This window comes from Kitasatospora sp. NPDC059146 (assembly GCF_042786665.1).
Lineage (GTDB): Bacteria > Actinomycetota > Actinomycetes > Streptomycetales > Streptomycetaceae > Kitasatospora.
This window is the reverse complement of record NZ_JBHZCY010000018.1, coordinates 82,548-102,734: the sequence shown is the minus strand read 5'-3', so window position 1 is coordinate 102,734 and position 20,187 is coordinate 82,548. Positions and strand designations below refer to the sequence as shown.

The 20,187-nt window shown below is 75.1% G+C and carries 21 protein-coding genes and 1 pseudogene; 16 read left to right on the top strand and 6 right to left on the bottom strand.

Annotated elements, in window-relative coordinates; translation table 11 throughout:
• Positions 1–340: Clp protease N-terminal domain-containing protein (locus ACFXPX_RS11230; RefSeq protein WP_380640749.1), on the top strand; the 340-nt coding region annotated here is incomplete at its 5' end.
• A 67-nt stretch (positions 341–407) separates the two neighbouring features.
• Here the strand turns inward: ACFXPX_RS11230 and ACFXPX_RS11225 are convergent.
• The 5 genes from ACFXPX_RS11225 to ACFXPX_RS11205 all read right to left on the bottom strand — a co-directional run bounded on the left by ACFXPX_RS11225 (position 408) and on the right by ACFXPX_RS11205 (position 3,712).
• Positions 408–899 carry an NUDIX domain-containing protein gene (locus tag ACFXPX_RS11225; RefSeq protein ID WP_380529396.1) on the bottom strand — a complete coding sequence of 164 codons (492 nt, stop codon included), beginning with the start codon at positions 897–899 and terminating at the stop codon, positions 408–410.
• An 83-nt stretch (positions 900–982) separates the two neighbouring features.
• Complete coding sequence (locus ACFXPX_RS11220; protein WP_380640747.1) at positions 983–1,960, bottom strand: sigma-70 family RNA polymerase sigma factor; 978 nt, start codon at positions 1,958–1,960, stop codon at positions 983–985.
• A gap of 151 nt (positions 1,961–2,111) precedes the next feature.
• A complete protein-coding gene (locus ACFXPX_RS11215; RefSeq protein WP_380640745.1) occupies positions 2,112–2,378 on the bottom strand; it encodes a hypothetical protein in 267 nt (88 codons plus the stop codon).
• Positions 2,379–2,498: 120 nt separating this feature from the next.
• Positions 2,499–2,765, bottom strand: a complete 267-nt coding sequence (locus ACFXPX_RS11210; RefSeq protein ID WP_375887480.1) for a UBP-type zinc finger domain-containing protein — start codon at positions 2,763–2,765, stop codon at positions 2,499–2,501.
• A 50-nt stretch (positions 2,766–2,815) separates the two neighbouring features.
• The gene (locus ACFXPX_RS11205; RefSeq protein ID WP_380640743.1) at positions 2,816–3,712 is read right to left on the bottom strand and encodes a helix-turn-helix transcriptional regulator; all 897 of its coding nucleotides are present in this window, start codon (positions 3,710–3,712) and stop codon (positions 2,816–2,818) included.
• A 181-nt stretch (positions 3,713–3,893) separates the two neighbouring features.
• Here ACFXPX_RS11205 and ACFXPX_RS11200 point away from each other — a divergent pair, with 181 nt between their 5' ends.
• The gene (locus tag ACFXPX_RS11200; protein ID WP_380529402.1) at positions 3,894–4,655 is read left to right on the top strand and encodes an SDR family oxidoreductase; all 762 of its coding nucleotides are present in this window, start codon (positions 3,894–3,896) and stop codon (positions 4,653–4,655) included.
• Between the two features lie 138 nt (positions 4,656–4,793).
• Complete coding sequence (locus tag ACFXPX_RS11195; protein ID WP_380640741.1) at positions 4,794–7,601, top strand: lysylphosphatidylglycerol synthase domain-containing protein; 2,808 nt, start codon at positions 4,794–4,796, stop codon at positions 7,599–7,601.
• Positions 7,602–7,689: 88 nt separating this feature from the next.
• Here ACFXPX_RS11195 and ACFXPX_RS11190 read toward each other — a convergent pair whose 3' ends face one another.
• The gene (locus ACFXPX_RS11190; protein WP_375887489.1) at positions 7,690–7,887 is read right to left on the bottom strand and encodes a hypothetical protein; all 198 of its coding nucleotides are present in this window, start codon (positions 7,885–7,887) and stop codon (positions 7,690–7,692) included.
• Positions 7,888–8,265: 378 nt separating this feature from the next.
• Here ACFXPX_RS11190 and ACFXPX_RS11185 point away from each other — a divergent pair, with 378 nt between their 5' ends.
• The 13 genes and pseudogenes from ACFXPX_RS11185 to ACFXPX_RS11125 all read left to right on the top strand — a co-directional run bounded on the left by ACFXPX_RS11185 (position 8,266) and on the right by ACFXPX_RS11125 (position 20,153).
• Positions 8,266–8,910, top strand: coding sequence for a class I SAM-dependent methyltransferase (locus tag ACFXPX_RS11185; RefSeq protein ID WP_380529405.1), 645 nt, complete (start codon positions 8,266–8,268; stop codon positions 8,908–8,910).
• Positions 8,907–9,506 (top strand): TrmH family RNA methyltransferase, encoded by a 600-nt coding sequence (locus ACFXPX_RS11180; protein ID WP_380529407.1) that lies wholly within the window; start codon positions 8,907–8,909, stop codon positions 9,504–9,506. The genes ACFXPX_RS11185 and ACFXPX_RS11180 overlap by 4 nt, the downstream gene beginning before the upstream one ends.
• Before the next feature lie 146 nt (positions 9,507–9,652).
• Positions 9,653–10,558 carry an ABC transporter ATP-binding protein gene (locus tag ACFXPX_RS11175; RefSeq protein WP_380640739.1) on the top strand — a complete coding sequence of 302 codons (906 nt, stop codon included), beginning with the start codon at positions 9,653–9,655 and terminating at the stop codon, positions 10,556–10,558.
• Positions 10,552–12,132 (top strand): ABC transporter permease subunit, encoded by a 1,581-nt coding sequence (locus ACFXPX_RS11170; protein WP_380640737.1) that lies wholly within the window; start codon positions 10,552–10,554, stop codon positions 12,130–12,132. Before ACFXPX_RS11175 ends, ACFXPX_RS11170 begins: the two co-directional genes overlap by 7 nt.
• Before the next feature lie 196 nt (positions 12,133–12,328).
• Entirely contained in the window at positions 12,329–12,925 is a 597-nt protein-coding gene (locus tag ACFXPX_RS11165) for a hypothetical protein (RefSeq protein WP_380529413.1), read from the top strand.
• A gap of 144 nt (positions 12,926–13,069) precedes the next feature.
• On the top strand, positions 13,070–13,930 hold the full coding sequence (locus ACFXPX_RS11160) for a 3-oxoacyl-ACP synthase (protein ID WP_380529415.1): 861 nt from the start codon (positions 13,070–13,072) through the stop codon (positions 13,928–13,930).
• Between the two features lie 94 nt (positions 13,931–14,024).
• Positions 14,025–14,273, top strand: coding sequence for a hypothetical protein (locus ACFXPX_RS11155; RefSeq protein ID WP_380588322.1), 249 nt, complete (start codon positions 14,025–14,027; stop codon positions 14,271–14,273).
• Positions 14,270–14,998, top strand: coding sequence for a 3-oxoacyl-ACP reductase FabG (gene fabG, locus ACFXPX_RS11150; RefSeq protein WP_380529419.1), 729 nt, complete (start codon positions 14,270–14,272; stop codon positions 14,996–14,998). Before ACFXPX_RS11155 ends, fabG begins: the two co-directional genes overlap by 4 nt.
• Before the next feature lie 32 nt (positions 14,999–15,030).
• Positions 15,031–16,743, top strand: a complete 1,713-nt coding sequence (locus ACFXPX_RS11145) for a phytoene desaturase family protein (protein WP_380640735.1) — start codon at positions 15,031–15,033, stop codon at positions 16,741–16,743.
• 136 nt (positions 16,744–16,879) lie between these two features.
• Positions 16,880–17,539, top strand: a pseudogene (locus tag ACFXPX_RS11140) (2,3-diaminopropionate biosynthesis protein SbnB); the annotation flags it as partial.
• 110 nt (positions 17,540–17,649) lie between these two features.
• Positions 17,650–18,132, top strand: a complete 483-nt coding sequence (locus tag ACFXPX_RS11135; protein WP_380588313.1) for a MaoC family dehydratase — start codon at positions 17,650–17,652, stop codon at positions 18,130–18,132.
• A 93-nt stretch (positions 18,133–18,225) separates the two neighbouring features.
• Positions 18,226–19,545 carry a histidine kinase gene (locus ACFXPX_RS11130; RefSeq protein ID WP_375887551.1) on the top strand — a complete coding sequence of 440 codons (1,320 nt, stop codon included), beginning with the start codon at positions 18,226–18,228 and terminating at the stop codon, positions 19,543–19,545.
• A complete protein-coding gene (locus tag ACFXPX_RS11125; protein ID WP_380588310.1) occupies positions 19,509–20,153 on the top strand; it encodes a LuxR C-terminal-related transcriptional regulator in 645 nt (214 codons plus the stop codon). Before ACFXPX_RS11130 ends, ACFXPX_RS11125 begins: the two co-directional genes overlap by 37 nt.
• Positions 20,154–20,187 lie beyond the last annotated feature (34 nt).

Genomic DNA, 20,187 nt, shown 5'->3' with positions numbered 1-20,187 from the left:
CATCGGGCTCAAGGCGCTCCTCGCCCAGGGCGTCACCCCGGAGGCCGTCCGGACGGCGACCACCGCCGCGCTGCCGACCGCCGTCGAGCAGCAGGTGCCCGCGCTGATCCCGTACTCCACCCAGGGCAAGAAGGCCGTCGAGCTGACCTTCCGGGAGGCGCTCAAGCTCGGGCACAACTACGTCGGCACCGAGCACATCCTGCTCGCCCTCCTGGAGTTGGAGAACGGGAAGGGCGTGCTCGCCGGGCTGAACGTGGACAAGACCGAGGCGGAGACCTTCGTCTCGGAGGCCGTCGCCGCCCTGATCGCCGCCCGGGAGGCCGACCCCGGGGCTCGGTGAGGACCGGCCCACCGACCGTGCCCCGGGGTGGACTCCCTTCCGGGGCACGGCACTTCGGCAGCTCGGCCTAGAAGCCGGAGACGTGGGTGGTGACGATCCGGACCCGGCCGTCGGCGGCCGCCTCCAGGGCCGCCCGCAGCCGGGCCGAACGGGCCGGGCCGAGCAGCTCCAGAGCCTCGTCCAGCGGGGCCCAGCGGTGGGTGTCCAGCTCGCCGGCCGGGACGGTCACGGGGGTGCCGTCCGGGACGGTGCCGAAGTCGAACATCAAGTGCTGGGCCGGGTGGTCGAGTTCGTTCGAGGGGTGGGTCCAGGAGATGGCCAGCAGGTCGCCGGCCTCCTTGACGATGCCGGTCTCCTCCTCCAACTCCCGCGCGGCACACTCGACCGGGCCCTCCCCGAGGTCGATCGTCCCGCCGGGGAACTGCCAGTGCTCGCGGTACCCGGCCTTCACGATCAGGATCCGGCCGGACTCGTCGCGCAGCAGGCAGCCCGCCGCCGCGTAGATCCGGGGCAGCGAGGCCAGCCACTCCTCGCGGGATCTCAAGGGCTCAGCCGTCACGGTGTTCCTCCTGGGGCAGGGCGGTTCGGTCGCCCCCACTCTGCCACCGGGGCGCGGCCGCCACGCCCGCCGAGCAGCACGGCCTACTCGGCCGGGAGCCGGGCCGGGAGGCCGAACAGCGGGAAGAGCACGTCGGTGTCGAGGAAGTTGGTGAGCCCGGTGATCCGGCCGTCCGACACCTCCGGCACGACCAGCGCCCACGGCGCGTACCCGCCCGCCGGGCCCGGCCGGTACTGGGCGAGGGCCGGACCGCCGTTGGCCGTCACCGGGAGCAGCCGGGAGCCCCGGCAACCGTGCCCCGGGCCCAGCATCCAGGCCCGGACCTCGGCCGCCCCCCGCAGCCACATCGAGTACGGCGGCATGTTGAGCGTGACGTCCTCGTGGAGCAGTGCGGTCAGGCCGTCCATGTCGTACGCCTCGAAGGCGCGGACGTAGCGCTCCAGCAGGGCGCGGTGCGCCTCGTCCAGTGCGGCGGCCGGGCGGGCGGCGGAGGCGTCCGCGGCGAGCACCGCGCGGGCCCGCTGCAACGCGCTGTTGACCGAGGCGACCGTGACGCCGAGCAGTTCGGCGACCTCTGCGGCCTTCCAGCCGAGCACCTCGCGCAGGATCAGCACCGCCCGCTGCCGGGGCGCGAGGCGCTGCAGCGCGGCGACGAAGGCCAGCTTCACCGACTCGCGCCGGGCGGCCACCTCGGCAGGGTCCCCTGTCTCGGGGAGCACCCGGCCGTCCGGCGCGGGGCCGATCCACGTCACCTCGGGCAGCCGGACGTCGCTCGCGGTGGCCACCGTCACCGGACCGGCGAGGTCCATCGGGCGGGCCCGGCCCTTGCGGCCGTTCAGCGCGTCCAGGCAGACGTTGGTGGCGATCCGGTACAGCCAGGAGCGCAGCGCCGAGCGGCCCTCGAAGCCCCGGTGCCCGCGCCAGGCGCGGACCATGGTCTCCTGCACCGCGTCCTCGGCCTCGAAGACCGAGCCGAGCATGCGGTAGCAGTAGCCGGTGAGTTCGGTGCGGTGGCGCTCCAGTTGGAGCTCCACCGGCTCCTGCGTGGTCACGTCGGTCATGGTGCGCCCCCGTCGCCTCGTGCGTTCCGTCCGCCCCGGCGCGCCCTGTGCGTTCCGGGCGCCCCGCCGCGTCCTGGTGAACGGCTCGAACGTATCGCACCCCACTGACAGTCGGCCGGTCAGCGGGGTGCGTCGTCGGCGCGGGGCCGGCTCAGTGGGCCGAGTGCTTCTCGGCGCCGCGGTGGCGGTGCCCCTTGAGTTCCGCGTGCATCGCCGGGGCGGCGTGCGGCATCGCGGAGGCCGCGTCCCGCCCGCCGTGGCGGAAGACGTCGCCGGTCGGGCTCCCGGTGGCGGACAGCGCGCCGAAGGCGGGCTTCGGTCCGAGCCGGCCGGGCATCGTCGCCATGCCCCGGCGTTCCAGCAGTTCCTGGGTGCCCTTGCGGAGCTGGGCGGTGCTGCCCGCGGTTCGCTTGGTCATCGTCGGCCTCCCTTCGGCGGCCGCGGCCGGACGGATGCCGGGCCGAGGGGCCGCTCGGGTGTTATGTCCGGATTTTATCCGGTCGACGGGCCGGTGCCACCGGAGCGGTCGGGGGCCGGCTCAGCCCATGACCTCGTGGACGTAGCACCAGCGCCAGTCCTCCCCCGGTTCGTAGGAACGGATCACCGGGTGGGAGGAGTTGTGGAAGTGCGCGGTGGCGTGCCGCTGCGGCGAGTTGTCGCAGCAGCCGATGTGGCCGCAGTCCAGACAGACCCGCAGGTGCACCCAGTCCCGGCTGCCCCCGGCCAGGCAGTCCGCGCAGCCGTCGGTGGGCGGGGCGGGCTCGATGTCCCGGGGGGCCATGGCGAGGTCTTCGCAGGCGGTCATGTTCGAAGGCTATGACGGCTCCGGCCGGGCCGCCCGCTCAGACCGTTCGCTCAGGACCCGTCCCCGGACTCCACGGGCTCCGCACGCTCCGCGGGCTCCGGAACCGGGCCGGCGGCCGTCCAACTGGCCAGCAGGGCCAGCCTCTGGGCGGTGGGCGAACCCGGCGCGGCGGTGTAGGCGACCAGCACCTGGTCCGGCGAGCCCTGGACGGCCAGGGTCTCGAAACCGAGGTCGAGGTCGCCGACCAGCGGGTGCCGGAGCAGCTTCACGCCGCTGGTCTTCTCCCGCACCAGGTGGTCGGCCCAGAGCCGGCGGAACTCCTCGCTGCGCACCGACAGTTCGCCCACCAGGGCGGCCAGGGCCGGGTCGTCCGGGTGCAGCCCGGCGTCCCGGCGCAGCTGGGCGACGGTCTCGGCGGCGACGGCGTCCCACTGGCGGTACAGGGTGCGGGCGGCCGGGTCGAGGAAGGCGTCCCGGACCTGGTTGAGCGGCGCACCGGGCTTTCCGGCCGCGGCGCGCTCGGAGAAGCCGTTCACCGCGTCGCCCAGGGCGTTCCAGGCCAGCACGTCCATCCGGCGGCCCAGTACGAAGGCCGGCACCCCGGCCATCAGGTCCAGCAGCAGCCGCGTCCCCGGGCGGACCCGCCGGTCCCCGCGGACCCGGGCGGGCGCCTCCTTCGGCGGGCGGTTCAGCGACCGCAGGTGCGCCGTCTCCGCCCCGTCCAGCCGCAGCACCCGGGCGACCGCGTCCAGCACCGCGTCCGAGGCGCTCCCGCCGCGGCCCTGCTCCAGCCGGATGTAGTAGTCCACGCTGACCCCGGCGAGCTGCGCCACCTCCTCCCGGCGCAGGCCCTGCACCCGGCGGCGGCCGTGCGCGGGCAGGCCCACCTCCTCCGGCTGGATCCGGGCCCGGCGCGAGCGGAGGAAGTCCCCCAGGGTGTTCTCCATGCCAGGCAGGGTAGCCCTGGGGCGACGGCCCGAGGGTGGTACTGCCTTTCCCAGGCAGGGACTTCCCGGGCAGGGACTTCCCGGAAAGCGCGGACCCGGGAAGAACGTGGCCCTGGGTAGGCGCGCGGCGGCGCCGCAGAGTGGTTGACGTCAGCAGGTCGAACCCCTCCAGGAGTCCCCGATGAGCTACCCCGCCCTCGCCACCCGCACCGCCGTCGTCACCGGAGCCGCCAGCGGCATGGGCGCCGCCACCGCCCGGCTGCTCGCCGCGAACGGCGCCCGGGTCGCCCTGCTCGCCCGCCGCACCGGGCGGATCGACGCGCTCGCCGCCGAGATCGCCGCGGCCGGCGGGCAGGCCCTCGCCGTCACCGCCGACATCACCGACCAGGCCTCGGTCGACGCCGCCGCGAAGGCCGTCCACGCCGCCTACGGCCCGGTCGACCTGGTGGTCAACAACGCCGGGGTGATGCTCGCCAACCCGCTCGCCGACGGGCGGATCGACGAATGGACCCGGATGATCGACACCAACCTCACCGGCGCCCTGCGGATCGTCCGCGCCTTCACCGCCGACCTCACCGCGGCCGCCGCCGACGGCCGCACCGCCGACCTGGTCAACGTCTCCTCCATCGCCTCGCACGTCTCCTTCCCCGACTACGCGGTGTACGGCGCCACCAAGGCCGCCCTCACCCAGCTCTCCACCGCCCTGCGCACCGAGTTCGGCCCGCGCGACGTCCGGGTCAGCGCCGTCGAGCCCGGCCTCACCGAGACCGAACTCGGCGAGCACATCGACAACCCGGTGCTGCGCGAACAGCTCGGCGGCCTGTTCGCCGCGATCCCGGCGCTCGGCGCGGACGACATCGCGGACCTCATCGCCTACACCGTGAGCCGGCCCCGGCACGTCAACCTGCGCCACCAGGTGGTGCTGCCGACCCGGCAGGCGTGACGCGGGCGGGCCCGGGGCGCGACGGGGGCGGGGCACGACAGGGGCGGGGCGCGACGGGGGGCCGGGGCGCGACGGGGGCGGGGCGGGGGCGCCGAACCCGCGCCCCCGGCCCACGGGCGGCATGGGAGCATGCCACCCGTGGCGATCGTGACGGGGAGAACGAACGGCGACACCGGCGGGGGCGGCACCACCACCCCGGCCGGACGACCGGACAGCGACGGGGAGATACCCGGGCAGCGGCATGCCGACAGGGCCGCACCCGGCCGACCGGGAGGCCCGGGAGGCCGGCGGCGACGGGCCCGCCCGCTGGCCGAGGCCGGCCGGGTCCGACAGCCCGTCGCCCTGATCCGGCTGCTCACCGGCCTGATCACGATCGCGCTCACCCTGCTGCTCGCCGACTACGCCCGCGCCACCACCGGCGGCATCGCCGCCGACGTCGCCGGGGCCGCCGCGCTGGTCCCCAGGCCGCTGGCGAACCTGGCCGGCGGGCTCACCACCGCCGCCGTCCTGCTGCTGCCCGTCGGCCTCGCCGTCCGCCGCCTGCTCGGCCCCGACCGGCGGCGCGCCCTCCAGCAGGTCTCCGACGGGCTGCTCGCCGCCGTCATCGCGTACGGCGCCACCCTCGCCCTCGACCTGTGGGCCGACGACCTCGCCCCGGCCTCACTGCTCACCGCCCTCACCCAGCGGCTGCCCGCCGACGCGCTCGCGCACACCGAACCCGTCTACGGCTACCTGGCGCCCGTCCTCGCCTTCATGACCGCCTCCGCCAGCCGCGAACGGCGCCTGCCCTGGGCCGTCCTCACCCTCTCCGGCCTCGCCGGACTGGCCGGCGGGTACGCCACCCCCACCGCCCTGCTGCTCGGGCTGCTCATCGGCTGGACCGGCGCCCACGGCACCCTGTACGCCGTCGGCACCCCGGACCCGCGGCCCCGGCCCGGCGAAGTGCTCCGCGCCCTGCGCGACAGCGGACTGCGACCGGTCGAGGCACTGCCCGCCGGACCGGACCGCTACCGGGTCCGGCAGGCAGACGACCGGCCCGAACTCGACGTCCAACTGCTCGACCGGCAGGCCGTCACCGCCGCCGCCGTCCAGCGCGCCTGGCGCCGCCTGCGGCTGCGCACCGCCCCCCACCCGCGCGCCCTGCGCTCACCGCGCACCGGGCTGGAACACGAGGCCCTGGTCACCTACGCCGCCCTCGCCGCCGACGTCCGCACCCGCCGGATCGCCGCCACCGCCGGCCTCGGCCACGACACCGCCCTGATCGCGTACGAGCACCTGGCCGGACGCACCCTCGACCGGCTCGACGACGAGGAGATCACCGACGGGCTCCTCACCGACGCCTGGGGCCAGCTCGCCCTGCTCCAGCGCCGCGAGATCGCCCACCGCGCCCTCGTCCCGTCCTCACTGCTGGTCGACGGCACCGGCGCGGTCCACCTGGTCGACTTCGCCGACGGCGACATCGCGGCCAGCGAACTCGTCCTGCGCTGCGACGTCGTCCAACTGCTCACCACCCTCGCCCTGCGGGCCGGCGCCGACCGCGCCGTCCGCACCGCCACCACCGTCCTCGGCCGCGACGCCCTGGGCGCCGCACTCCCCCTCCTCCAACCGATCGCCCTCGCCCGCTCGACCCGCCAGGCGCTCAAGCGCCGCCCGGGCGCCGGTCCGGCGGGGGCGGGGGCGGAGGCCCCGGAGGGGGGCGGCCACGGTGCGGTCGCGTCGACACCGGGCGCGTCGACACCGGGCGCGTCGACACCGGGCGGGCAGGCGCCGGGCGACGCGGCCGGCGGTGGGCAGCAGACCGGGCAGCCGGTGGTCCCGGACGGCAGCTCGGGCAGCGCTGCCGTCCCCACCCGGTCGTCCGCCGCTCCGGCGGTCGGCCGGGTCGGCCCGGCCGCGGAGGCCGGCTCCGCGGCCGGGGCGGAGGCCGGGGTGTCCGGCGGGTTGCTGGAGGAGATCCGGGCGGAGGTGTCGCGCGGGCGCCCGGAGGTGGTGGGGCGGCCGGTGCGGCTGGAGCGGTTGCGGCCGCGGACCCTGTTCGCCGTGGCGGGCGGGGTGGTGGCCGGGGTGCTGCTGATCCCGCAGTTCTTCGCGGTGGAGGACAACCCGATCGCGGCGCTGACCGATGCCGATCCGTGGTGGATGGCGCTGGCGGTGCTGGCCGCGGGGCTGAGCCACGTGGCGGCGGCGATGGGGTTCGTCGGGTTCGTGCCGGAGCGGCTGAACTTCCGCAACGTGGTGCTGGCGCAGCTGGCCGGGGCGTTCGTGAAGCTGGTGTCGCCCGGGGGCGTCGGCGGGATCGCGCTGAACACCCGGCTGTTGCAGCGGGCGAACATCCCCACCGCGCAGGCGCTGTCCAGCGTCGGGGTGGGGCAGTTGATCGGGCTGGTGCTGCACCTGCTGCAGCTGGGGGCCTTCGTCTACCTGGTGGACGCGCAGCCGGGCGGTTCGGAGCTGGCGGCGCTGCCGGCCGTGGTCGGCGGGCTGGTGGTGGCGGCCGTGCTGCTGGTGGTGGTGTGGTCGATCCCGCCCGCCCGGCGGTGGCTGGCGGCGCGACTGCGGCCGTTGACGGCCGAGGTGCTGCCGCGGCTGCTGGACCTGCTGCGCAATCCGGGGCGGCTGGCGGTGGGGGTGGCCGGACAGCTGGCGGTGTCGCTCTGCCTGATCACCTGCCTGTACTGCTGCGCCCTGGCGATCGGCCGGGCACCGTCCTTCGCCGCGGTGGCGGTGGTGTTCCTGGTGGGCAACGCGGCGGGCAACGCAGCGCCGACCCCGGGCGGGGTCGGCGCGGTGGACGGGGCGCTGCTGCTGGGGCTCCAGCAGACCGCGTCGATGGAGGAGGGCGGGGCGCTGGCGGCGGTGGCGCTGTTCCGGCTGCTGACGCTGATCCTGCCGGTGCTGCCGGGCTGGGCGGCGATGACCTGGTTGCAGCGCCGCAAGGCGCTGTAGGGCCGCAAGGCGCTGTAGGGGGCGCGTGGGGGCGGGTGGGGCGTGCGGGGGCCGGTGGGGGCCGGTGAGTGCTGGTGGGCGCTTGCCGCTACTCCCGGTACTCGTCCTCGTCGAGCTGGACGACCCGGCTCTGCTCGGCGGCGTCCGCGAGGTCGGTGGCCGGGTCCCCGCCGACGGCCCGGCGCTCGGCGACCTCGTCGTACTCGTCGCCGTCGGTCGCTGCGTCGTCGGGCTCGACGGTCTCGGCAGCCTCGTCGATCAGGTAGTCCTCGTGATTCTGCGGCATGGCGTCCGTCCTCACTGTCGGGAGGCTCCCAGGGCCCGGATGGCGGTACTCGCAGTATCCGCCGCCGGGCGCGCGGACGCGACGTGCCGAGGGCGCTCCGGCGTGTTGTCCGGGCCCCGACCACGCCCGCCCGGCTCCGGAGGCGTTCCGCGCGACGATCGCCCCGGACGCCGCCCGGACGCCGCCCGGGCGGCCGCGCCGACCGGTCCGGGGCCCGCCCGCGGGCCCGTCCCCCCGGGGCCGGGCGGAACGCCCCGCAGGCCGCCGGGGGTACGATCGGTGCCGTACCCAGGGCCGTCCCGCACCCACCCGGTGGGCCCCGAGGCCCATCCGCACGACGGCCTGACCATGACGGCCCTTACGAACGACGGGGAACCCATGTCCGGCTCGCACTACTTCTCCAGTGCGCCCGAGGTCGCCAGCGAGCGCCGGCCGATCACGGTCTCGCTCCCGGACCTGACCCTCGAACTCACCACCGACGCGGGGGTGTTCTCGCACGGCCGACTCGACCAGGGCACCCGGGTCCTGCTGGAGCACGCCCCGCCGCCGCGGGTCCGCGGCCCGATCCTGGACGTCGGCTGCGGCTACGGCCCGATCGCGCTGACCTGGGCGACCCGCCGCAAGCGGCTCCCGGTGTGGGCGGTGGACGTGAACGAGCGCGCGCTGGAGCTGGTCCGGCTGAACGCGGAGGCCCTGCGGCTGGGCAACGTCCAGGCCGCGCTGCCGGACGAGGTCCCCGAGGACCTCCGGTTCGCCACCATCTACTCCAACCCGCCGATCCGGATCGGCAAGGCCGAGCTGCGCGGGCTGTTGACCCACTGGCTCGGCCGGCTGACCCCGGACGGCTCGGCGTTCCTCGTGGTGCAGAAGCACCTGGGCTCGGACTCGCTGCAGAAGTGGCTCAACGAGCAGGGCTACCCGACCTCCCGGGTCGCGTCGGTCAACGGGTTCCGGATTCTGGAAGCGCGGCCCCGCCCGGAAGCGGGCGAGGGCACCGAGAGTGGACGGGGAACGACGTCGTGAAGCAGCTGCGCGGGACCGAATTGAAGCGACTGCACCGCACCTGGCGGCGCAGCAACGAGTTCCGGCTCGCGATGATCCTGGAGAACCTGCAGTCGCCGTTCAACGTCGGTTCGGTGGTGCGCACCGGGGCGGCGATGGGCGCCGAGAAGCTGTACCTGACCGGGGACACCCCGTCGGTGCGCTCGTCCGGCGCGCAGAAGGCCGCGATGGGCACCGACAAGTACCTGAAGGTGGAGCACTTCCCGACCGTCGCCGAGGCGGTCGCGGCCGCGAAGGCCGACGGCTTCAAGGTGGTCGGGCTGGAGCTGGCGGACGACGCGGTGCCGATGTTCGCCGCCGGGCTGACCCCCGCGGTGGCCTTCGTGCTGGGGCACGAGGACCGCGGGATCACGCCCGAGGCGCTGGAGCTCTGCGACCAGGTGGTGTTCGTGCCGCAGCTGGGCCGGGTCGGCTCGCTGAACGTCTCGGCGGCCGCGACGGTGGCCTGCTACGAGGCGCGCCGGCAGGGGTACGCGATCAGCGGCACCCCGGACGGGAGTGACGCCGGGGGCGACCTCGGCGGCGACGTCGAGGGCGACTTCGGCGACGAGGACTGACATCTGATCTGCCATCAGATGATCGGAGGGGTGTGCCGAACGGCACACCCCTCCGGCGTTCTCCGGCGTGATCCGGTGCCGGAAGCCGCCGGATATCTGCCGAACGGCAGATGTGCGGGCACGGCCCGGACGGAAGCATTCAGGGCGTGACCGAACTCCAGATCCTCGACCTCACCAAGGAGTACCGCGGCGGCAGACGCGCGGTCGACTCCTTCTCGCTGACGCTCCGGCCCGGCGTGCTCGGCCTGCTCGGCGCCAACGGCGCCGGCAAGTCGAGCCTGATGCGCATCCTGGCCACGGTCACCCGGCCCACCTCGGGGCGGGTGCTGTGGGAGGGGGTGGACATCGCCCGCCGGCCCGGGCCGCTGCGCCGCGCCGTCGGCTACCTGCCGCAGGACTTCGGCGTCTACCCGCAGCTCACCGCCCGCGAGTTCCTCGCCTACCTGGCCGCCGCCAAGGGGCTGCGGCGGCGCTCCGCCGCGGCCCGGATCGAGCAGCTCCTCGACCTGGTCAACCTCACCGGCGCGGCCGGGCAGCGGCTCGGCGCGATGTCCGGCGGGATGCGCCAACGGGTCGGCATCGCCCAGGCGCTGCTCAACGACCCGGCGCTGCTGATCGTGGACGAGCCCACGGTCGGGCTCGACCCGGAGGAGCGGCTGCGCTTCGGCAGCCTGCTCAGCGGGCTCGGCGCCGACCGGATCGTCGTGCTGTCCACCCACATCGTCCCGGACGTCGCCGCCACCGCCGACCGGATCGCGGTGATGGGCGGCGGCCGGCTGCTGCACCACGGCAGTCCGGAGGAGCTGCTGCGCGGGGCCGAGGGCTCCGTCTGGGAGCTGACCGTCGCGGCCGACGGGCTCCCGGCGCTGCGCTCGCGCTTCCCGGTCGGCGCCACCACCCGCACCCCGGAGGGCGTCCGGGCCCGGGTGCTCTCCCGGCAGGCGCCCGCGCCCGGGGCGCGGCCCGTACCGCCCCGGCTGGAGGACGCCTACCTGCTGCTCACCGCCGACCGCACCGGGCCCGGGCAGCCGGAGGCGGTGAGGGCGTGGTGACGCGCATCGGGGCGCTGGCCCTGGCCGACTTCCGGGAGCGCCGGCGCCGGCCCGGCTACCTGGTGGTGCTGCTCGGCACGCTCGCGCTCGGGCTGCTCGCCGCGCCGGTGGGCGACTCCCGCTGGGAAGTGTTCCAGGTGACCGACCTGCACGGCCGCTACACCAGCGGCTACGTGGGGACGGTCACCGCGCTCGGCGGCGCGGTCTGGCTCTCGCTGGCCGGCTTCGGGATCGCCCGGGGCGGCATCGGGCGGGACGAGCAGAGCGGTGTCGGTCGGCTGCTCGCCGCCACCCCGCTCAGCCGGGCGGGCTACCTGACGGGCAAGTTCGTCGGCAACCTGCTGCTGTTCGGCTCGATGCTGCTCGCGCTCGCCGGGACGGCGCTCGCGGTGCAGCTGGTCAAGGGAGACTCGGGCCGGGTGGACGCGGTGCGGCTGCTGCTGCCGTACGTCCTGATCACACTGCCGCTGCTGGCGGCGGTGGCCGGGTGCGCGGTGCTCTTCGACACCGTGCCCGGGCTGCGCGGCGGGCTGGGAGCGGCGGTCTGGTTCGCGGTCTGGCTGGTGACGGTGCTCGGCGCGCAGGCCGGCGGCGGGCCGGACCTGCTGGGCATGCGGCGGATCACCGCCTCGATCCGGGAGTCGCTCGCGGCGGGCGGGCGGCCGGTCGCCGGGGTGGAGTTCGGCGTGGGCCTGACGGCGGACAACCGGGTGCTCGGCACCTTCGACTGGCCCGGGCTCGGGCCCGGCGAGGCAGGCGGACCAGCGGCCACGGGGGTGCTGCTGGTCGGCGCGGCGGTGGGGATCGCGCTGGTCGGGGCGCTCTGGTTCCGGCGCTTCGACGGGGATCCGGCCCGGCGGGGCACCGGGCGGGCGCGGCCAGGCAGGGCGGGCGGCGGGACCATCGGCCCCGGCCCCGGCGTCGCCGCCGAGCCGGCGGGCTTCGCCCTGGGGCCCGCCCGACCGGCCGCTCCCCGGCAGGGGCGGATCGGCTTCGACGCGCTGCTCGGGGAGCTGCGGATCCTGGTGCGGGGGCAGCGGCTCTGGTGGGCCGGGGCGGCCCTGCTCGCGGTGGCCGCGGCGGCCGTCGCACCGGACGGGCCGAGCCACGCGGTGCTGCCGTTCGCGATGCTCTGGCCGATTCCGCTCTGGGCCCGGATGGGCCACCGCGCCGGCGGCGGCAGCACCGAGCAGCTGCTCGCCGCCTGCCCGTCCCCGCTGCGCCGGGGGCTGGCCGGGCTGCTCGCCGGGATCGTCCCGGCACTGGCGGTGACGGCCGTGCCGGCCCTGCGGCTCGCCGCCGCCGGGCAGTCCCGGGCGGCGCTGGGCGCCGTGGCGGGCGCGCTGCTGGTGCCCGCCCTGGCCCTGCTCTGCGGCAGCCTCAGCCGTGGACCCCGGCTGTTCCAGACCGTCTACCCGATGCTCTGGTACGGGATGGTCAACCACGTCTCCGGGCTGGACTTCCTGGGCGTCTCCGGAGACCGCGCCCCGGCCCCGGCGGCGGTCGCCGGGCTGGCCGCCGCCCTGGCCGCGGCCGCGCTCGCCCTGGAGGCGATACGCCGGGCCGTGCGGTGAGGGCGGCGCGGTGACCGCGTGCGGCCGTCACCGTACGGCCCCGGCGTCCTGCGGTGGGCCGGGCGGAGGAGGCGCGGTTCCCCCACCGGGGGGAGCCGGTCCCTCCCCGGGGCGGAGGCCGCGGGCGGTGGTGGGCTGGGAGCTTGGAGGGGTCGGGCAACAGCCCGAACTCCCTTGACGCATCGAAGGATCGACCATGCGCAAGCTCACCGCCGCCATCGCGCTCGCCACCGCCGTCACGGCCCTCGCCGCCGGGACGGCCGGCACCGCCGGCGCCGCGCCCGCCGCTGTGCCCGCGGCCGTACCCGTACCTGCGGCCGCGGCTGCGGCGACCGCCGGACCGGCCGGGCACCTCGCCCTGCGCGGCTGGACGCTGCTCAACGAGCACGGCCCGGGCGCCAACCCCGGCGAGCGGCTCACCGCGCAGGTCAGCGCCCGTACGGTCGACGGCCGGGCCCGGGGGCACGCCGTGGTGCAGCACGTCTTCGACAAGGACGGCACCATCCGGGCCGAGTTCGACGTCGACTGTCTGACCGTCGACGCGGACGGCGCCGTCACGGTGACCGGGCCGATCTCGCGGATGGTGCTCACCCCGCTCGGCGGCGAGCCGCAGCCCTTCCAGCCCGGGCAGCACCCCGAGGCCGGTCTGACCTTCTACCCGGCCGACGGGCACGGCGAGCGCCGGGTCGGCTGGGAACGGACCGACCCCACGAGGCACACCGAGGTCACCCGGTGCGGCACCGTCCCGGCCGGTTTCTGGGTCATCGGAGGCGGCACCGTCCTGCACCGGTAGCGCCAGGGCGGCGACGACACCGGCGGGCCCGCCCGGCGCGGCGGGCCTGCGCCGACTCCCGGCTGCCTGCGCAGGCAGCCGGGAGTCGGCGACGGTCAGCCCGGCGTCAGCTGCCCGTCAGCGCCGCGCGCCACCGTAGTGGGCATGACGTCGATCACGGCGGTCTCCAGCTGCCTTCCCGACACCGTCCCGATCGCCCGCTTCCAGCGGCGACTCCAGCTGACGGACGTCCAGTTGCGCCGCTACCAGCGCTTCTACGGGCTCGCCGAGGTGTGCCGCGACCCGGCGGCCACCGAGACCGAGCTGCTGCTGCGCGCCGCGACCAAGCTGGTCGAGCTGCGCGGCCAGGAACAGCGCGTCAAGTACGTCCTCCAGGCCCGCACCATGCCCTCGCCGCTGCCGTACCCGCTGACCGCGCTCGGGCCGCTCCAGGCCGAACTCGGCCTGGAGCACGCCGCCGCGTTCGTCGTCTCGCACCACGCCTGCGCCTCCGGCCTGCTCGCCCTGGACCTGGCCGGCACCCTGCTCGCCGCCGACCCGGACCCGAACGCGCTCGCCCTGGTCGTCGCCGGGGAGAAGGCCTGCACCGCGCAGACCCAGTCCATCCCGGACGTCACCGTGATGGGCGAGGGCACCGCCGCTGTCCTGGTGAGCGCGGACCGCTCCGGCCCGGACCGGATGACGGGCTACGCGGCGCGCACCTACCCGCGGTTCGGCGACGAGTTCGTCATGGGCGAGGTCGCCGCCAAGGAGTTCCAGGACCTCTACGGGCCCGGCCTGTGCGAGGTGATCGCCGCGGCGCTGGCCGAAGCGGGCTGCGGGATCGACGAGTTGGCGCTGGTGCTGCCGCACAACGTCAACCGGCTGTCCTGGCTCGGCGTCTGCAAGGACCTCGGGCTGCCGCTGGAGAAGGTCTTCCTCGACCCTTCCCGCCGGGCCGCTGGAGCCGCTGGAGCCGCCGGAGCGGGCGGACGGCCTGGCCGACGTACGGCTCCCAGCTCTTGAGCCTGAGGGCTCGCTCCTCCGGGGTGAGGCGGCGGGGGCCGAGGCGAAGCCGCCGCGCAGCGCCGAAGGCTCAAGCAACCCGGGCCGAAGGCCCGTGACCGGCCACCAGCAGCTGCTGGACCCCGGCCCGGCCGCCGCGACCTTCCAGATCCAGGCGCTGCTCAGCACCGCCGAGACCGAACCGGCCGCGGCGGGCCGGACCGCCCTGGTCACCGCCGTCGACCGGGACGGCGCGGTCGGCTGCGCGGTGCTCCGCCTGCTGGCCCCGGCCACCGTTCCCGCCACCACCACCCCGAACCCGACCGCCCCGAACCCGACCGCCCCGAACGGAGCCGACGCATGATCGCCCTGGTCAGCGGCGGCTCCCGGGGCATCGGCCGGGCGATCGTGCTCCGCCTCGCCCGGGACGGCTACGACGTCGCCTTCTGCTACCGCGCCGACGCCGACGCAGCCGACCGGCTGGTCAAGGAGGCCGGGGAGGCCGGCACCCGGATCACCGCGACCCGCTGCGACGTGGCCGACTCCGCCGCGGTCCGCGACTGGTTCGCCCGCACCGAGCGCGACCTCGGCCCGGTCGACGCCGCGGTCACCTCGGCGGGCATCACCAGGGACCGTCCGGTGATCCTGATGCCCGAATCCGACTGGGACGAAGTGCTGCGCACGAACCTGGACGGCGTCTACCACGTGTGCCGCGCGACGGCCTTCGCGATGAGCAAGCGGCGCACCGGAGTGATCGTCAACCTGTCGTCAGTGTCCGGGATTTACGGTAACGTCGGCCAGGCCAACTACGCCGCCTCGAAGGCGGGGATCATCGGCTTCACCAAATCCCTGGCCAAGGAGTGCGGCCCGCGCGGCGTGCGGGCCAACGTGGTCGCCCCGGGCCTGATCGCGACCGACATGGTCGGCGGGATGTCCGGGGCAGCGCTGGAACGGATGCTGGGGAGCGTTGCGCTCGGGCGGATCGGCAAGCCGGAAGAGGTGGCCGACCTGGTCTCCTTCCTGCTGTCCGACCGGGCGGCGTACATCAGCGGGTCGGTCTTCGAGATCCACGGCGGCGGCACGTTCTGATGGTCCGACGAGTGGGGGCGGGAATGCGGGAAGTGCAGGGTCCGACGGCCGGGGGCGGCAGAGACCACTACGACGCGATCGTGGTCGGCAGCGGCCTCGGCGGACTGGTCAGCGCGGCCTACCTGGCCGCCGACGGGCGCAGCGTGCTCGTCCTCGAACAGCACGACGTGGCCGGCGGCAACGCCCACGTCTTCCGCCGCCGGCGCAAGTACGAGTTCGACGTCGGCACCCACTACGTCGGCGACTGCGGGCCGGACGGCATCTTCCCCGCGATCCTGTCCGGACTCGGCGTCCGCGACCGGGTGTCCTTCCGCCCGATGGACAACGAGCAGGGCTTCGACCGGATCATCACCCCCACCGCCACCCTGGACGTGCCGGCCGGCTGGCCGGGCTACCGGGACCGGCTGCGCGCGGCCCTGCCCGAGGAGGCCGAGGGCGTCGACCGCTTCGTCCACCTCGCCGAGACGGTGGCCGGAGCCACCCGGGAGGCCCTGCTCGGCCGCCCCATGGTCGACCTGTTCCGCCAGTACCCGGACACCATGCGCTGGGCCCGCCGGGCCCGGACCCTCGCCGAGGCCCTGGACCACTGCGGCCTCTCGCCCAAGGCCCGCACCCTGCTCGCCGCCCAGGCCGGCAACTACGGCACCATGCCGGACGGCATCACCTTCGCCGAGCACGCCGCGATGCTCGACCACTACCTGCGCGGCGCCTACTACCCGGAGGGCGGCGGGCAGGTCCTGGTGGCCGCCTTCGTCGAGGCCCTGGAGTCGTACGGCGGCGAGCTGCGCACCCGCTGCGAGGTGCGCCGGATCCTGATCGAGGACGGTCGCGCCACCGGCGTCGAACTCACCGACGGCACCCGGATCTCCGCCCCCCTGGTGATCTCCAACGCCGACTACCGCCGCACCGTGCTCGACCTGTGCGGCGGCGAACGGGCCTTCCCCGCCGACCTGGTCGACCGGACCCGCGCGGCCACCATGCGCGGCGCCCTGGTCGCGGTGTACATCGCCCTCGACACCGAGCTGCCCGGCCTGCCCAACGCCAACCTCTGGTGGCACGGCAGCGACGACATGGAGGCCGCCCACGCCGCCATGATCGAGCGCTGGGAACGCGACGGCACGGTGGACTCGATACCCCAGCTGATGTTCTCCTTCGCCTCCCGCAAGGACCCGGACGCCACCGCGGTCTGCCCGCCCGGCCACTCCAACTTCCAGCTGCTCACCCTCTGCCCGCCCGGCTACGACTTCTGGGGCGTCCGCGGCGGCCCGGTGGACGGCGAGCCCTACCGCCGCGACGCCGCCTACCAGGCGCGCAAGCAGCAGTTCACCGAACTGATGGTGACCGCCGCCGAGAAGGTGGTCGGCCCCTTCCGGGACCGCATCACCCACCTGGAGACGGCCACCCCGCTCAGCCACGAGCGCTACACCCGCAGCAGCGGCGGCACCCCGTACGGCATGGCCCGCTGGGGCAACGTCAGCAAGCGGCCCGACGTGCGCACCGACGTCGAGGGCCTGTACGTGGTCGGCCAGAGCACCCGCTTCGGCAGCGGCCTGAGCGCGGTCGCCACCGGCGGCATCGTCGCCGCCGGGCAGATCCTGGACCGCCCGCTGCTGACCGAGGTCGCCGCGGGCGCCGTGCTCGGCGACCCGGCCAGGCTCCCCGACCGCGGCCCCGACTGGGACCCGCTGCTGGTCTCCCGCGGGCGCGCCCGGCAGGGCGCCAAGGGCCTCGCCCGGATCGGCTGAACCCACTCCCGTACCGCACCCGAGCAGGAGCAGTGTTCCCATGACCAGTGTTCCCATGACCGGTGCCCCGACCTTCGCCGTCGTCCCCGGCGCCCAGGTGCACGAGGCCCTGCACGGCCACGAGCAGGACGTCATCGCCACCGTCGAGGCCGCCCGGCTGGCCGACGCCCGGGGCGAACGCCCGCGCCGGGTCGGCTTCTTCGGGGTCGGCCTGATCGCCCGCTACCTCCACACCTACCGCGCCGCCAACGGCTTCGACTTCACCGAGGCCGGTGTCCACGACCTCTCCGCCGACCACGCCCACGGCTTCGCCGACTACCTGCGCCGGGCCGAGGGCGAGGACCTGGCCGTCACCGTCCACGAGAAGCCCGAGGACCTGGTCCGCTCCGCCGACCTGGTCGTCTTCGCCACCGTGGCCGGCGAACCGCACGTGACGGACCCGGCCTGGTTCGCCCACCACCCGCTCGTGCTGCACATCTCGCTGCGCGACCTCTCCCCGGAGATCGTCCTCGACTCCTGGAACGTGGTCGACGACATCGACCACTGCCTCAAGGCCGGCACCTCTCCGCACCTGGCCGAACAGCGCGTCGGCCACCGCGCGTTCGTGGCCGGCACGCTGTACGACGTGCTCACCGGCACGATCACCCCGCCCGCCGACCGCACGGTGGTCTTCTCCCCGTTCGGCCTCGGCGTGCTCGACCTGGCCGTCGCCAAGCACGTCCACGACCAGGTCCTGGCGGCGGGCCGGCTGCACACCGTCCCCGACTTCTTCCACGAGCTCAAGCGCTACGGCTGACCCCGCCCCTCCCTCCTTCCCCCGACCGTCCTCCACCCTCCTCCCTCTCCCCTACCCTCCTTCAGCGGCACGTCAGTTGAGCGTCAGCCGCCGCGGCGGAGAATCACCCCATGAGATCCTTTGCCACCCTGGCCGAGTTCACCGAGGCGACCGGCGAGCACCTCGGCTACAGCGACTGGCTGGTCGTCACCCAGGAGAGCGTCGACCGGTTCGCCGGCGCGACCGGCGACCTCCAGTGGATCCACGTGGACCCGGAACGCGCGGCCACCGGCCCCTTCGGCACCACCATCGTCCACGGCTACCTGACGCTCGGCCTGCTGCCGGCGATGATGCGCGCCATCTTCGCGATCGAGTCCGTCACCATGGGCGTCAACTTCGGCCTGGACAAGGTGCGTTTCCCGCACCCGGTGAAGGTCGGCGCCCGGGTCCGCGGCGGCGCCCGGGTGACCAGCGTGCGCGAGACACCGGCCGGCCACCTGGCCGCGGTGCGGATGACCGTGGAGATCGAGGGCGAGACCCGCGCGGCCTGCGTCGCCGACACCCTCTCCCTCTTCCTCGCCACCCCGAAGGCGTCTCCCCAAGAGGGGAGTTAGTACCACCGCGCCCCGCACCCCACCGCCGCCAGAATGGTCCCCACGGCCACCACGGCCGGGAGCAGCACGCAGGCACCAGAGAGGAGCGCGTCCATGGACCGCACGATGCAGCTCGGGCCCGACCCGGCACCGGTCGAGATCAGGGGCTTCTCCGCTTCCGCCGGACTCACCGGACTCCGGCGCGCGTTGACGCTCTGCTGGCTCTCCGTCTCCGCCTTCGGCCGGTCCCTCGGACTCACCACCGCGATCTCCCTGGTCGGCCCCGGCCTCGGCCTGGTGCCCCGGGCGATGCAGCGGGTCCGTGCCCTGGCGGCCCGTCAGCGCGGCCTGGCCGAGGACTGGTCGGGCGTCCGGATCCCGGGCCCGCCCGGACCGCTGCCGCCCGTCCCCGAGGGCGCCTCCGGGGCGATCGCCCGCTACCGCTGGATCATGAGCGACCCGCAGACACGCCGGGAGTTCGCCTGGATCCTCACCGACCCGATCGCCGGCGGCCTGCTCGCCTTCGGCCCGATCGCCCTGGTGCTCAGCGGCCTCTGGGGGATCTTCCTGGCCTTCTTCGGCGTCCCGCTGTCCACCGAGTGGGACGGCCTCTGGTACCAGTTCATCCCGATCGACGGCCAGGCCACCGCCGTCCTGGCCGGTGTCCTCGGCCTGCTCCAACTCCCGCTCGCCCTCTGGACGGCGCCCCGCGCGGTGCGCCGGCACGCCCTCCACACCCGCTCGATGCTCGCCCCGAGCGAGCAGGAGCTGATGGCCAGCCGGATCGAGCACCTCACCACCACCCGCAGCACCGCGGTGGACACCCAGATGGCCGAGATCCGCCGGATCGAGCGCGACCTCCACGACGGCGCCCAGGCCCGCCTGGTCGCGATGGGCATGACCCTGGACGCCGCCGAGCACCTCCTGGAGACCAACCCGGACGCCGTCCGCGCCCTGCTGATCGAGGCCCGGGAGTCCTCCTCCAAGGCCCTGGAGGAGATCCGCAACCTGGTCCGCGGCATCCACCCGCCGGTCCTCGCCGACCGCGGACTGGCCGACGCCGTCCGGGCGTTGGCGATGGTCTGCCCGGTCCCCACCGAGGTCGCGGTCGACCTCCCCGGCCGCCCCGAGATGCCCGTCGAGTCCGCCGCCTACTTCGCCATCTCGGAGATCCTCACCAACGTCTCCAAGCACTCGCACGCGGACCGCGCCTGGATCGACATTCGCTACGATCACGGCATGCTGCGCGTCACCGTCACGGACACCGGCCGCGGCGGAGCCGACGCCACCCGCGGCACCGGCCTGCGCGGCATCGAACGACGGCTCGCCACCTTCGACGGCGTCCTCGCCGTCAGCAGCCCCGTCAACGGCCCCACCATGGTCACCATGGAGCTCCCGTGCGCATTGTCCTCGCCGAAGACCACTTCCTCCTGAGGGACGGCCTGATCCGCCTCCTCCAGGCCTACGGCCACGAGGTGACCGCCGCCGTCGACAACGGCGCCGACCTCCTCCGCGCCCTCACCGACCACCAGCCGGACGTCGCCGTCGTCGACGTCCGGCTCCCCCCCAACTTCACCGACGAGGGCCTGCGCGCCGTCCTCACCGCCCGCCGCACCACCCCAGCCCTCCCCGTCCTCCTCCTCTCCCAGTACGTCGAACCCCTCTACGCCCGCGAACTCCTCGCCAGCGGCGGCCGCGGCGTCGGCTACATGCTCAAGGACCGCGTCACCAACGGCTCCCAGTTCCTCGACTCCATCCGCCGCGTCGCCGACGGCGGCACCGCCATGGACCCCGAGGTCATCTCCCAACTCCTCATCCGCAAGGAACGCGACGAATCCGTCGCCGCCCTCTCCACCCGCGAACGCGAAGTCCTCGAATGGCTCGCCCAGGGCCGCTCCAACGCCGGCATCGCCCAGGGCCTCTTCATCACCGAGAAGGCCGTCGCCAAACACATCAGCAACATCTTCACCAAGCTCAACCTCCTCCCCACCGACACCGACAACCGCCGCGTCCTCGCCGTCCTCACCTACCTCGACCAATAACCCCCGGCACCCGCGCACCGGTCCTGCCCCCAGG